Source organism: Streptomyces sp. GC420 (assembly GCF_009916105.1).
GTDB lineage: Bacteria > Actinomycetota > Actinomycetes > Streptomycetales > Streptomycetaceae > Streptomyces.
This window is the reverse complement of record NZ_JAAAXQ010000218.1, coordinates 1-13,787: the sequence shown is the minus strand read 5'-3', so window position 1 is coordinate 13,787 and position 13,787 is coordinate 1. Positions and strand designations below refer to the sequence as shown.

At 73.6% G+C, this 13,787-nt stretch carries 11 protein-coding genes; 10 read left to right on the top strand and 1 reads right to left on the bottom strand.

Features of this window, described 5'->3' with window-relative positions; all coding sequences use genetic code 11:
• The first annotated feature begins 248 nt into the window (after positions 1 to 248).
• Positions 249 to 746, top strand: coding sequence for a MarR family winged helix-turn-helix transcriptional regulator (locus tag GUY61_RS24095; protein WP_166632333.1), 498 nt, complete (start codon positions 249 to 251; stop codon positions 744 to 746).
• Between the two features lie 113 nt (positions 747 to 859).
• On the opposite strand, the gene GUY61_RS24090 is transcribed toward GUY61_RS24095, so the two are convergent.
• Positions 860 to 1,642, bottom strand: a complete 783-nt coding sequence (locus tag GUY61_RS24090; RefSeq protein WP_166632332.1) for a protein phosphatase 2C domain-containing protein — start codon at positions 1,640 to 1,642, stop codon at positions 860 to 862.
• Between the two features lie 362 nt (positions 1,643 to 2,004).
• Between GUY61_RS24090 and GUY61_RS24085 the strand changes: the two genes are divergently transcribed.
• From GUY61_RS24085 to GUY61_RS24045, 9 genes are all read left to right on the top strand, one after another.
• Positions 2,005 to 5,526 carry a nitrate- and nitrite sensing domain-containing protein gene (locus GUY61_RS24085; protein ID WP_243766712.1) on the top strand — a complete coding sequence of 1,174 codons (3,522 nt, stop codon included), beginning with the start codon at positions 2,005 to 2,007 and terminating at the stop codon, positions 5,524 to 5,526.
• Positions 5,523 to 6,047, top strand: coding sequence for a roadblock/LC7 domain-containing protein (locus GUY61_RS24080; RefSeq protein WP_166632331.1), 525 nt, complete (start codon positions 5,523 to 5,525; stop codon positions 6,045 to 6,047). The genes GUY61_RS24085 and GUY61_RS24080 overlap by 4 nt, the downstream gene beginning before the upstream one ends.
• Positions 6,044 to 6,442, top strand: a complete 399-nt coding sequence (locus tag GUY61_RS24075; RefSeq protein ID WP_313896828.1) for a DUF742 domain-containing protein — start codon at positions 6,044 to 6,046, stop codon at positions 6,440 to 6,442. The genes GUY61_RS24080 and GUY61_RS24075 overlap by 4 nt, the downstream gene beginning before the upstream one ends.
• On the top strand, positions 6,423 to 7,064 hold the full coding sequence (locus GUY61_RS24070; RefSeq protein WP_166632330.1) for an ATP/GTP-binding protein: 642 nt from the start codon (positions 6,423 to 6,425) through the stop codon (positions 7,062 to 7,064). Before GUY61_RS24075 ends, GUY61_RS24070 begins: the two co-directional genes overlap by 20 nt.
• 226 nt (positions 7,065 to 7,290) lie before the next feature.
• Complete coding sequence (locus tag GUY61_RS24065; RefSeq protein WP_166632329.1) at positions 7,291 to 8,529, top strand: styrene monooxygenase/indole monooxygenase family protein; 1,239 nt, start codon at positions 7,291 to 7,293, stop codon at positions 8,527 to 8,529.
• A gap of 96 nt (positions 8,530 to 8,625) precedes the next feature.
• Positions 8,626 to 9,075, top strand: coding sequence for an archease (locus GUY61_RS24060; RefSeq protein WP_166632328.1), 450 nt, complete (start codon positions 8,626 to 8,628; stop codon positions 9,073 to 9,075).
• Between the two features lie 726 nt (positions 9,076 to 9,801).
• Positions 9,802 to 11,124: a phosphoribosyltransferase family protein gene (locus GUY61_RS24055; RefSeq protein WP_166632327.1), complete on the top strand. Its 1,323-nt coding sequence runs from the start codon at positions 9,802 to 9,804 to the stop codon at positions 11,122 to 11,124.
• A gap of 33 nt (positions 11,125 to 11,157) precedes the next feature.
• Positions 11,158 to 12,258, top strand: coding sequence for a CapA family protein (locus tag GUY61_RS24050; protein ID WP_166632326.1), 1,101 nt, complete (start codon positions 11,158 to 11,160; stop codon positions 12,256 to 12,258).
• Between the two features lie 107 nt (positions 12,259 to 12,365).
• On the top strand, positions 12,366 to 13,787 hold a 1,422-nt coding region (locus GUY61_RS24045), incomplete at its 3' end, for an RtcB family protein (RefSeq protein ID WP_166632325.1).

The following is a 13,787-nucleotide window of genomic DNA, read 5'->3' as shown; positions in this document are numbered from 1 at the left end:
GTCCCGGTCTGGACGCCGGGTTCGCCGTCGGGGCGGGTGCGGGCAGGGACATCATGGGCCTCCGGGGCCTTTCGGGGGTCATGGTGTGCACATGTCAGACCAGTCTGACCTCGCCGACGCTACGCACGTAGACACGGTCGCGGAAGGGCATGAGGATGCCGCCGTTGGTCTAATCCTGCGAAATACTGGGAGAGCTGCGGCAACGGCCGCGGCTGAAGGAAGGTTTCGGGATCGGGGAAAACCCGACGATGGGTGCTGAGCCGCACGGGACGGGGGACGAGGGCGTGACGGAGCCCGAAGGGACGACCGGCGTGGACCACGCCTACCTCGCCCTGGAGCGCGAACTCGCGGTGCTGCTGCGGCGCGCCCGCGCCTCCTCGGGCGAACTCGCCCGCGAGGTCCACCCCGACCTCGAACCGGCCGCCTATGGGTTGCTGGCCCGCCTGGAGGAGGCCGGCCCGCAACGGCCCACCGAGCTCGCCGCCTACTTCGGCATCGGCAAGGCCACCATCAGCCGCCAGTTGCGAGCCCTGGAGGAACTCGGCCTGCTAGCCCGCGAGGGCGACCCGGCCGACCGCCGGGCCTTCCTGGTGCGGCTCACGTCGGAGGGGCAGGACCGCTTCCGGCACGTCAGGGACGCACGGCGGGCCCGGTACGCGCGCAAGCTCGCCGCCTGGGACCGCACGGAGGTCGCCGAACTGGCCCGCCTGCTGGGACAGCTGAACCGGCGCGCGGAAGCCGACTGACACCCCGGCCCGCTGTCCGGCGCCCTCGCCCGCTGCACTTCGCGCCCGTCTCTTCGCAGTCGCGGTCGCAGCTGCTGGTCCGTGAAACCGGGTCGCGGGTCACGGGTCGCGCGTCAGAGCTCGGCGAAGACCACCGCCGCGTCGTCGTGCCGCTTCCAGCGGCGGACCGCGCCGCCCTCGGGGCGGTCCCGTTCCAGGGACCGGACGCGGTCGACGAGCCCCCGGGCGCCGTCCTTCCGCACGACGGCAAGGCAGTCCGACCAGTCGCCCTGCCGGAACAGCTGCACCCAGCGGCTCGCCCCGTCGCTGAGGGCCAGCAGCGCGCGTACCCGGGAGCGGGGCAGACTGCCCGTCAGCGCGTGCTCCGCGACCGCCGGGTCCGCGGCGGCCGTGAAGAAGCCGCCCTCCGCGTTCCTGAGTGCGTCGGTGGCGGCCAGGCTCGACAGCACCTCGCGCGGCAGACGCTCGATCCGGTCGTCCAGGACCGGCGTCACCGAGCCGTCCCGGCCCTCGATCAGCAACGCCGAGTCGGAGAGCACCAGGTGCTCCACACGCTCCTCGTCCCAGCGCGCGAGGACCACCGTGGCCTGTGGAGTTCGCGCGTGAGAAAGGTCACAGCCCCGTCCGTGTGCCGCGGCGGTGCGCCGGATGGACGCCGACAGGATCTCGGCCAGCGTCAGATCCCGTCGCGAACCGGACAGTTCGGCCAGTGCGCCGCCCAGCCGGGCGGTGAACCAGGGGACGTCGTGCGCGCATCCGAAGTCCCCGGCGGGAGGGGTGACGCCGTCGAGGAGAACCAGCGCTCCGCCCTGTCCGGAGGCCGGAAGCACTGCGGCGGCGTAGTCCTCGTTGGGACGCCCGGGAGAGCCTGGTTCCGTGGCCAGTTCGATACGCATCCGATCAGTCTGCAACAGACTGGGCGAGAGGACCGTACCAGCAGGTCAGAGGGCTTGCAGAGGGGCAGATCCGGACAACCCGGCGGGCTGTGGGCGCACATCCTGCCAAAGCCCGGAGGCAACTGCCAACCGGGCCGCCGCGGCGGCCCTCCGCGCGTAGCGCGCGGAGTTGAGCACCAACTCCCGATTGATGTTCACTCGTTCGGGTGGCCGGGCAGACGATGTGCACCTCCCTCCCAAAACGACTGGAATGGTCTTAACCCGGATCGGGAGCAACAACAGGAGTACACGGCCGTCACCCTGGGCGTCATGCGTGGAGCAATTGCGTGGGCGTGGACGAAGGAATGCGAGCACCGGTGCAGATGAAGCGGTCACGGGGCAACCGGCCGGCGGAGAAGACCGCGGCCACGACGGCACAGACCGTCCCGGCCCCCGGAACCGAGGGGACAGCCGGCACGGCTGCGGCCCCGACCCCCCCGAAGACAGCCGTCCCCGCGGGAACCGGCAGGTCGCGCAAGGTCCGCAGCCGCCTGGTCATAGCGGTGGCCGTCGTCGGCGCGGCGGTCCTCGGCGCCGGCGCCCCCGCCGTGTGGGCGGCCTCCGAGGACGTGACGGAGTCCCAGCGCCTCGTCGATCTCGCGGAGCAGAGTCGCCAGGCCATCACTCTGGCCCACTCCCTCGCCGACGAACGCGACGACGTCACCGCCTTCATAGCGGCCGGCCGAGACAGCGAGAAGGGCCCCGGCGTCTCCGAGAGCCGCAGCGCCCGCGTCGACCGCCAGATACGTGAGATCCGCGCGGGCGCCCCCGCGGACCTGCGCGCCGAACTCGACGAGATCGCCGGAGTGCGACGCCAGGCGCTCACCGGCAAGGGCTCCGCGCTGGACGCCCACAAGGCGTACACCGCCGCCGTCGCGGAACTCCACTCACTCGTCGACGAACTCGACCGGCGGCTGCCGCCGCGCGCCGGGGACTCCCGCGGCCTGCCCGACCTCAGCGCCGCCGTCGAACAGGCCGCCGCCGCCCGCGGACTGCTGCTCGCGGCCCTCGCCGTGCCGCCCGCCGCCGACGGAGGCAGCACCACCGTCGTCGGCGTCGACGGACTTCCCGTCACCGTGCCGACCGAGCCGACCGCCGCGGACCGGGCCAACGACAAGCTGCGCGACGAACTCTCCGCCGCGGCCCAGCAGGCCAGGGTCCGGGAGCAGGCGGAACTCGCGGAGTACGAGGAGCACGCGCCGAAGACCGGCGCCGACAAACTCCGGGCGACCGTCACCGGGCCCGAGGTGGAGGCGGCCGAGGGCTACCTCGCCCGGCTCACCGACCAGCCCACGCTGTCCGACGAGGAGCAGGCGCTCAAGGCCGACCGCGTCGAGTCCGCGCTCTCCGCCCGCGTCGACCTGCTGCGCGGCGTCGAGTCCTCCCTCGCCACCGCCGAGGCCGAACGGCTCGCGCAACTGCGCGACGACGACGTCACCGCCCTCGAAGTGCACATCGGCCTGGCCGGCGTCTGCCTGCTCATCGCCGTCGGCTACGGCATGGCGACCGCCCGCACCCTCACCCGGCCGCTCGCCGTCCTCCGCCTCGGCGCGAAGCGGCTCGCCGCCGACCCGGTCGCCGAGGAGCCGGTGCGCTTCACCGGCCGCAACGACGAGTTCGCCGACGCCGTACGGTCGGTGAACACGCTGCACGCCGAGATCCTGCGGCTGCACCAGCAGGTCGGACTGCTCGGCGCGGAACGCGTGGACTCCGCCGCCCGCGACGGGGACTTGGCGGGCGAGCACGAGAGCATGCGCGCCGAGATCAGCGCGCTCACCGCGCGGCTCGAGCAGCTGCGCACCGGTGTGAGCAGCACCTTCGTCAATCTGTCGCTGCGCACCCTGGGCCTCGTCGAGCGTCAGCTCGGCGTGATCGAGGGCCTGGAGGACCGCGAGCAGGACCCCGAGCGGCTGGCCACCCTCTTCAAGCTCGACCACTTCGCGACCGTGATGCGGCGGCACAGCGAGAACCTGCTGGTCCTCGCCGGTCACGAGCACGGCCACCAGCACCCGGGCGCCGTACCGCTCGTCGACGTGATGCGGGCCGCCGTCAGCGAGATCGAACGCTACGAGCGGGTCGAGATCCAGTCCCTGCCGCCGCACGCGCGCATCGCCGGCTTCGCCGCCGACGACACGAGCCACCTGGTCGCCGAACTCCTCGAGAACGCCACCTCGTTCTCGCCGCCGGACGCGAAGGTGCAGCTGTCCGGCTGGCTGCTGGAGAACGGCGAACTCATGCTGTCCGTACAGGACCAGGGCATCGGCATGACCGCGAGCCGCCTCGCCGAACTGAACGAGCTGCTGGCCGAGCCCGCGCCCGCCGACCCGCACGACGCCTCGGGTCCGGCCCCCGACGCCGGTTCCAAGGGCCTCGGCCTGTACGTCGTGACGCGGCTCGCCGCGCGGCACGGGATCAGGGTCGAGCTGCGGGAGCAGAAGGAGGGCGGCATCACCGCCGTCGCCGTCCTGCCGAAGACGATTCTGCCGACGACCCCCGCGGAGACCGAGAACCCCGCCGAGACCAGGACCGGTGTCCAGGGTGCCGCCCCGGTGCTGAACCTGCCCGGCTCGGTCGCGGAGGCCAACTCCAACCGGCTGCCGCGACGCGAGGGGCGGTCGGCCCCGGAGACCCACGAGGACGCCGCCGTGCATGTGCACGGCCCGTACGCGATCGGCCCCGACGCGCACGCCTCCGCCGCCGACGAGCCGTCGGCGGCGGTACGTCCCGCGGCGGACCAGGACACCGGCGCCGAAGGCACCGACACCGGTGCCGCGGACTCAGGCGAGGGCTCCGTCGGCGCCGGGGCCGTCCTGGCCCTCGATACGCCGGCCCTCGACACGCCGGCCGCCGGCCCGGCCCCGGACCCGGCGCCCGCCGCGGAACCCGACCCCATGGTCAGCGCGGCCGAGGACGCCATCCGCGACGCCGAGGCCACCGGCACGCTCCGCTACTCCACGCCCGAGGCACCCGCCGCCCCGGGCCTGCGCGCCCGCCGCCGGCGCGGCGCGGACGACGACTGGCCGGGCGCCGCCACCCCGGCCGACGGCGGAGAGCCGGCCGAGGCCCCTGCCGCCGGCGCCGCCACCCCGGCCGACGGCGGCGGCGGATTGCGGCCGCGCAGAAATCGCGGGGCCGAGGACGACTGGCCCGGTGACGAAGGCGCCGGGGCGGGAACCGTCGCGGGCACGGGCACGGGCGCCGCCGCGGAGCTGCCGAACGAGCCGGCCCGGGCCGGTGGCCACGAGCCCGGAGCGGATCTCGGAACGGACCCGGGGACAGACCCGGACGCCGTTCCGGCAGTCGGCGCGGCCGGTTCCGCGGCGGACGCCGGGAGCACGCGGAGCACGCCAGGGGCCGGTGTGCCCTCCGCCCGCCGCCGGGACGACGAGGACGACTGGCCGGGCGAGGAGCACGCGCGTCGCGGGCACGTCGACCAGCCGACCGCCCGGATCCGCATGACCGATCTGCCGGCCCAGGCCGCCAAGCGGGCCGGGGAAGCAGCGGCGCCGGTGCCCGAGGCGGCGTCCGCCGGCGCGGGCGCGGTCACGCACGACGGCACGAGTGAGAACGCCGCCGGTGGCCCCCGGCCGCCCGCCTGGGACCGGGTGACCGACAAGGGGCTGCCGAAGCGCACGCCAAGGATCGTGGCGCCGGACGGAGTGCCGGCGCGGGAACGGGCACAAGGGGTCGACGCCGACGAACTGCGGCGCAGGCTCGGAGGTTTTCGCAGGGGGACCGAGAAGGGGCGCCGCGAGGCGGAGGCGGAGATCGCGCAGCGAACTGGGGATGACCTGACCGGGGGGATGCCGACTGAGAGCGGCACTGTCGAGGAGGCACGTAGTTGACTGCGTCCAGTAGTACCGGGACGACCACCATCAGCGGTTTGAGCAACGAGGCGCGGAACCTGCACTGGCTGCTCACCAATCTCGTGGAGGAGGTGCCGGGACTGCGTTCCGTCGCGGTCGTCTCGTCGGACGGTCTCCTCCTGCTCTCCTCCGACCCGGAGGAGAGAGAGGCCGCCGCGGGCCCGGCCGACGAGGCCCCCAGCGGCCCCAAGGGCTCCAGCGGCGACCTCGCCACCATCGTCTCCGGCCTCGGCAGCCTGACCGCCGGCGCCGCCAAGGTGATGGAAGCCGGGGCGGTCAAGCAGACCATGGTCGCGATGAGCGAGGGCAGCCTCTTCATCACGGCGATCAGTGACGGTTCGGTGCTCGGCGCGCATGCCGCACCCGACGCCGACATGAGCGTCGTCGCGTACCACATGGCGCTCTTCGTCGGTCGCGCCGGCCACGTCCTGACGCCCGAACTCCGCGAAGAACTACATCAATCCAGAGAGGCAGGGGGGACGAGGGAGGTCCACAGGTGACGTCGCCCAAGCTCCCGGTGCGCGGTGGTGACCGCAGGCCCGCGCGCGTACGCCCGTACTCACTGACCGGCGGTCGTACCCGCTTCGGTCATGTCCTGCTCGTGGAGACCTTCGTGGCCGCCCTCGAGGCGCCCGAGCCGGTGCCCGAGCTCGGCAAGGGCGACTGGGGATCCAGGGTGATGCCCGAGCTGCAGGCCATCGTCGAGGTCTGCCGCAAGATGCGTTCGGTGGCCGAGGTCGCCGCGCTGCTGAAGATGCCGCTCGGTGTGGTCCGCGTCCTCCTGAGCGACCTCGCCGACCAGGGAAGGATCCGCGTGTACGGGACCGGGCACGGCCCGGGGCGGCCCGATCGCGCAGTGCTGGAAAGGGTGCTGAGTGGACTCCGTCGTATCTGACGTGTCCAGTTCCGGTGTGTCCGCCGTCCCCGACACGGACGACGAGCTCAAGAGCTGGCAGACGGACCGCAGCCGCGCGCCCATCGCCACGAAGATCATCGTGGCGGGCGGCTTCGGTGTCGGGAAGACCACCTTCGTACGCTCGGTCTCCGAGATCACCCCGCTGGAGACCGAGGCGATGATGACCCGGGCCAGCGAGGACACCGACGATCTGACGGCCGTCCCCGACAAGGTGACGACCACCGTCGCCATGGATTTCGGGAGGATCACCCTCGACGACGACCTGGTCCTCTACCTCTTCGGCACCCCCGGCCAGCAGCGGTTCTGGTTCATGTGGGACGACCTGGCGCGCGGCGCGATCGGCGCGGTCGTCCTCGCGGACACCCGGCGCCTGCCCGACTGCTTCCCCGCCCTGGACTACTTCGAGAGCTGCGGACTGCCGTACGTCGTGGCCGTCAACCACTTCGACGGCACGGAGTCCTTCGACGAGCCCGATGTGCGCGACGCGCTGACGATACCGCCGGACATCCCCGTCATGATCATGGATGCGCGCAAGCCGGTCACGGTCGTGGACTCGCTGCTGGCCCTGGTCCGCCACGCGCTGGAGTCCGCACCCGGCTAGCCCGGGCCGTGGAACTTCCGTCCGGCCCGCGGCGTCCTCCCCGCGGACGCCACCGGTTCCACGACCCGGCCGGGCCCGGCCCCGGCCGGGAAGGCCCGGCCGGCGGCCCGTACCGCCCCGGGCCCGCACGCACAGCCAGGGCGGTCCCGACGCTCCCGGGCCGCCCAAGAGCCGCCGCCCCCCCCCGCTCCATTCACCATCGTCCAGGAAGAAGAGCGCCTCAGCCATGCGCAAGATACTCATCGTCGGAGCCGGTCAGTCAGGTCTCCAGATAGCCCTCGGCCTGCAGTCGGAAGGCTACGACGTCACTCTCATGTCCAACCGCACCGCGGACGAGATCCGCCAGGGCCGGGTCATGTCCACGCAGTGCATGTTCCACACCGCGCTGCAGCACGAGCGCGACCTGGGACTCAACTTCTGGGAGGAGCAGGCCCCGCGGATCGAAGGGCTCGGCGTCTCCGTCGCAGGCCCCGAGGGCCAGAGGGCCATCGACTGGGTCGGCAGGCTCGACGGCCACGCCCAGTCCGTCGACCAGCGGGTGAAGATGGCCGGCTGGATGGAGACCTTCGCGCAGCGCGGCGGCCAGCTGGTCATCCACGGCGCCGCCGTGTCCGACCTCGACTACTTCTCCCGTACGTACGACCTGGTGCTGGTCGCCGCCGGCAAGGGCGAACTGGTGTCGATGTTCGAACGGGACGCCTCCCGCTCCCCGTTCGACACCCCCCAGCGTGCCCTGGCCGTCGCCTACGTGCACGGGCTCGGCCCGCGCCCGGAGCACCCCGACTACGACGCGGTGCGCTGCAACCTCGTGCCCGGTGTGGGCGAGCTGTTCGTCATGCCGACGTTCACCCTGTCGGGCCGCGCCGACATCCTCTTCTGGGAGGGAATCCCGGGCGGTCCGCTCGACGTCTTCCAGGGCGTCAAGGACCCCGCCGAGCACCTGTCCCTCACACTGGAACTGATGGAGCGCTTCACCCCCTGGGAATACGCGCGGGCCACCAAGGTCGAACTGACCGACGGCGGTGGCACCCTCTCCGGCCGGTACGCGCCCACCGTCCGCAAGCCCATCGGCCGCCTTCCCGGCGGCGGGCTCGTCCTCGGTGTCGCGGACGTCGTCGTCGCCAACGACCCCATCACCGGCCAGGGTGCCAACTCCGCGTCCAAGTGCGCCGCGAGCTACCTGAAGTCGATCACCGAGCACGGCGACAAGCCCTTCGACGCCGAGTGGATGCAGCGCACCTTCGAGGGGTACTGGCAGACCGCCCAGCACGTCACCAAGTGGACCAACGCCATGCTCGGCGTGCCGCCGGAGCACGTGCTGAACCTGATCGGCGCGGCCGGACAGCTCCAGCCCGTCGCGGACCGGTTCGCCAACGGGTTCAACAACCCGGCCGACTTCGAGAACTTCTTCTACGAGCAGGAGAAGGCGGCCGCCTATCTCGCCTCGGTCGCCCCGTCCGCGTAACGCCCCGCGCAAGGCGGCCCCGCGTAACGCCGCCGTCCGCCCGGAAGCCTTCCGCCCCACCGGGTGCCCGCCGCCCCCGTGGGCGACCATGGAGGTGTGAGGGAACCGGAAGGCACCGGGACGGGCGCCGGGCCCCGCGGCGGACACCGCGGAGTCGCGCACACCGCGGACCTGCGGGTGGAGGCATGGGCCCCCACCCGCGAGGAGTGCCTGGCGCACGCCGTGCGGGGCGTCTGCGAGTCCTTCGTCGACCTGACGGGCGCGGTCGCCGGGCACACGCGGGAGACGGTGCTGCCCGTCGGCGGCGACGAGGACGCGCTGGTGGCCCTGCTGGACGAGGTCGTGTACCGGCTCGACACCGACGGCGAGGTCCCGGTCGACGTGGAACTCACCGCCGTCCCCGGAGGGGTGCGGGCCCGCCTGCACATGACCGACGCCGCGGCGCTTCCGGAGACGGGCGCCGCCCCGAAGGCGGTCACGCTCAACGAGCTGGCCGTCACGCACGGCCCGCAGGGCTGGACCTGCTCGGTGACCATCGACGTCTGACCCGCCCCCGCTCTCCGCCGACGGCGGCACGGCTCGCGGCGGGGGTGCGGCGGGTCACGCCCGGGGTCCGCTCCGCCTGCGGGGGACTGGCCGGCCACGCCTCCGGGTCCGGCCTGGCGGTGCGGCCGCGGCACACCGTGCGTCCGCTCGCGGGGCAGGCTTCGGGCCCGCCCCCGGTTCCTCGCGGCGGTACGGCTGCGGATGGGCGGCCTGGCGGTGCAGCCGGGGCGGGACCTCCGGCCCGGGACCTCCGGCCCCGGCGGTGCGCGCCGAGCGGGGTCACCGGGTTCCTTCGAGGCCGCCCGGGCCTTCGGGCCGGGGGTGCCCGCCGCCGGCGGGGAGAGCCGGATTCCTGCGGAACGGGCAGGGAAACGGGGTTTCGCATGCAAAGCGTGAAAACTGTCTGTCTGGGCGGGTAAAATGCAGGCTGTGCGTTGTGAGAGCCAAGCTGCGTACACGGTGCTGATCGAGAGCCAAGACAGGACATGCACCACACGCACGTCCAATGTCTGCCGTATCGAACCGGGCCGGTTTCAACCCGGCTGGTGTTGACCGTGGAAGACCTGTCGGGTCGCTGACCCGCAGGCAGCGTGAGCCAGAAATCCCCTGCTGCATGTCGGCCGGGGAGGATTCAAAGTGGAAGGGCAGCGTCCGGTGGCGCCCCGCGCGGACAGCACGGCCGGGGTGTCCCGGGAGCCGGGCGACCACCGTGAGTGAGGCCGGATCGTGTTCTTCAGGGATCGTCTTGACGCGGGGCGGCGGCTCGGTGCCCGCCTCGAACACCTCAAGGGCCACGAAGTGGTGGTGCTGGGGCTTCCCAGGGGCGGGGTGCCGGTCGCGGCGGAGGTCGCCGCGGTGCTCGGCGCGCCGCTCGACGTGGGCCTGGTACGCAAGCTCGGGGTGCCGTTCCAGCCGGAGCTGGCCATGGGCGCGCTCGGCGAGGAGGACGTCCTCGTGGTCAACGACGACGTGGTGAGCACCTCCCGGATCCGGCCCGAGGAACTGGCCCGGGCCCAGCAGCGGGAGCGCGCGGTGCTCGAGCAGCGCGCCCGGCTGTACCGCGGCGACCAGGAACCGCTCGCGCTCGTCGGCCGGACGGTGGTGGTCGTCGACGACGGCGTGGCCACCGGGGCGACCGCCCGGGCGGCCTGCCGGACCGCGCGGGCCCGCGGGGCGGCCCGGATCGTCCTGGCGGTGCCCGTGGCACCGTGGGACTTCGCGGAGCGGCTGGGCACGGAGGCGGACGAGCTGGTCTGCCTGCACACCCCGCGGGACTTCTTCGCGGTCGGCCAGTTCTACGCCGACTTCGCCCAGGTCTCGGACGAGGAGGTCATCGACTGTCTGGCGCGGGCGGCGGGCCGCCCGCAGGCGGCCGCCGCGGGCACCGTGCCCGAGGACCGCGAGGTGGACGTGATGGCCGGCGCCGTGCGGCTGCGCGGACGGCTGACCGTGCCCGAGGGCGCCTCCGGGATCGTGATGTTCGCCCACGGCAGCGGCAGCAGCCGGCACAGTCCGCGCAACCGGTTCGTCGCCGCCGGGCTGAACCGGGCGGGGCTCGGCACCCTGCTGTTCGACCTGCTCACAGAGGAGGAGGAGACCGACCGGGCCAACGTCTTCGACACCGGACTGCTCGCGGGCCGTCTGGCGGACGCCACGGACTGGCTGGGCGAACAGCCCGAGGTCGAAGGGCTCGCGACCGGCTACTTCGGTGCGAGCACCGGAGCCGCCGCCGCGCTGGGGGCGGCCGCCGAGGAGGGAGCGCAGATCGCCGCGGTCGTCTCCCGCGGCGGAAGGCCCGACCTCGCCTGGCCGTGGCTGCCCTCGGTCACCGCGCCCACCCTGCTGATCGTCGGCGGACAGGACCGCGCGGTCCTGGACGTCAACCGTGACGCGGCGGCCAGGCTGCGCTGCGAGAAGCACCTCGCGGTCGTCCCGGGCGCCACCCACCTGTTCGAGGAGCCGGGTGCGCTGGAGGCGGTGACCGCCCTGGCGCGTGACTGGTTCGCCGACCACATGGCGCCCGCCGCCCACGCGGCCGCCGGCCGCTGAGGGAGCGGCGGGCCCGGAAGCAGGGGCGAGGACATGGCCACTCTGTTCTTCGGCGGCGACGTGATGCTCGGCCGGGGCGTCGACCAGATCCTTCCGTACCCCGGTGACCCGGCACTGCGTGAGCCGTACATCCGCGACGCACGCGCCTACGTGGAGCTGGCGGAGGCGGTGAACGGGCCGATACCCCGGCCCGCCGGTTTCTCCTGGCCGTGGGGCGAGGCGCTGGAGACCCTCGACACGGCCGCCCCCGACGCCCGGATCATCAACCTGGAGACCAGCGTCACGCAGGACGGCGCCTTCGCGCCCGGCAAGGACATCCACTACCGGATGAACCCCGCCAATCTGCCGTGCCTGACCGCCGCCCGCCCCGATGTCTGCGTCCTGGCCAACAACCACGTACTGGACTTCGGGCTACGCGGGCTCGACGAGACCCTCGCCACCCTGGCGGGCGCGGGCCTGAGGACCGCGGGGGCCGGGCGGAACGCCGACGAGGCGGGGCGGCCCGCGGTGGTCCCGCTGGAAGGCGGCGGCCGGGTGCTGGTCCTCGCCTGCGGGATGCCGTCCGCCGGTGTCCCGCACGAGTGGGGCGCGACCGGCGAGCACGGCGGCGTGGACTTCGTGCCCGGTCCGTCCGGCCCGGCCGCGGCGCGGATCGGTGCCCGGCTGGGCCAGGTGAAGCGGGCGGGTGACATCGCGGTCGTCTCGGTCCACTGGGGACCCAACTGGGGCTACGAGGTCTCGCCCGGCGAGGTCGGCTTCGCCCACGCCCTCGTCGACGCCGGTACGGACATCGTGTTCGGGCACTCCTCGCACCATCCGCGCCCCATGGAGGTCTACCGGGGCAGGCCCGTCCTCTACGGCTGCGGCGACCTGGTCGACGACTACGAGGGGATCCGCGGCTACGAGCGGTACCGCGACGACCTGCGGCTGCTCCACCTCGTCACGTTGGAGCCGGACACCTCAGCGGCCGCGGACGTCCGCATGGTGCCGTTCCAGGCCCGGCGGATGCGGCTGGTCCACGCCACGCCCGAGGACTCCGCGTGGCTGCGCGACGTACTGGAACGGGCCGGCCAGGACTTCGGTTCGCGTTTCGAGCGCGAGCCGGACGGGACTCTGGTACTGCGGCCGGCGTGACGCGGCCGCCGCCCCGGGCGCGAGCCGGTACGCGCCGGTGCGCGCCCGGGCGGGCGGCCCGCGGCGCCGGGGCGGAATCAACGACCGACCGACGGAGGGTGACGGGCATGGACATCACGCTGGTGCAGGAGACCCCCTTCCGCTTCCGCATCGAGCGGCAGGACCCCATGCGGGTGCCCGGCGTCGTCTACGCCACCCGGGAGCTGCTGCCGCAGGCCGTCGGGGACAAGGCGCTGGAGCAGGTCGTGAACGTGGCGACCCTGCCCGGCATCGTCGGCGCCTCGTTCGCCATGCCCGACGTGCACTGGGGGTACGGATTCCCGATCGGCGGCGTCGCCGCCACGGACGTGGACTCGGCCGGGGTCGTCTCGCCCGGCGGGGTCGGATTCGACATCTCCTGCGGAGTCCGGCTGCTCGCGGCCGGCATCGAGCGCGACCCGCTGGCCCCGCGGATGCGGCGGCTGATGGACATCCTCGGCGACACCGTCCCGCGCGGCACGGGACGCGGCGGGCTGTGGAAGCTGACCGGCCGGGGCCAGATGGACAAGCTGCTGACCGGCGGGGCGGCGTACGCCGTGGAGAGCGGCCACGGCGTGCCGCGCGACCTGGAGCGGTGCGAGGACCGCGGGGCGCTGGCGGGCGCCGACCCGGAGCACGTCGGGCAGCGGGCCGTCGACCGGGGACTGCAGCAGGTCGGCAGCCTGGGCTCGGGCAACCACTTCCTGGAGGTGCAGGCCGTGGACCGGGTGTACGACGCGGAGACCGCGGCCGCCTTCGGACTGCGGCCGGGCCAGGTGTGCGTCATGATCCACTGCGGCTCCCGGGGCCTGGGACACCAGGTGTGCACCGACCACGTCCGGGTCATGGACCAGTCGCTGCACACCTTCGGCATCCACCTCCCGGACCGGCAGCTGGCCTGCGCGCCCGTCGTCTCGCGGCCGGGGCGTGACTACCTCGGGGCGATGGCGGCCGCCGCCAACTACGGGCGGGCCAACCGGCAGCTGCTCACCGAGGCGGCCCGCCATGCCTTCGGTGTCGCCGCCGGGACGGGGCTCGACCTCGTCTACGACGTCTCGCACAACATGGCCAAGATCGAGACCCATGAGGTGGACGGAGTACGGCGCCGGCTGTGCGTGCACCGCAAGGGCGCCACCCTCGCCCTGCCGCCCCACCATCCGGACCTGCCCCCCGGCCTCGCGGAGGCCGGACAGCCCGTCCTGGTCCCGGGCACCATGGGCACCGCCTCCTACGTTCTGGCAGGCGTCCCCGGCAACGAGGCGTTCTTCTCCGCCTGTCACGGCGCGGGACGGGTGTGGAGCCGCCACCAGGCACTGCGCCGGGTCCGGGGCGAGGATCTGCGCGGCGAGCTGGAGTCCCGCGGCATCGCCGTGCGGCCGTCCTCCTGGCGGGGGCTGGCGGAGGAGGCACCCAGCGCCTACAAGGACGTCGACGCTGTCGCCGCCGCGACCGACGGCGCCGGACTCGCGCGCCTGGTCGCCCGCCTGGTGCCCCTGGGCGTGGTCAAGGGC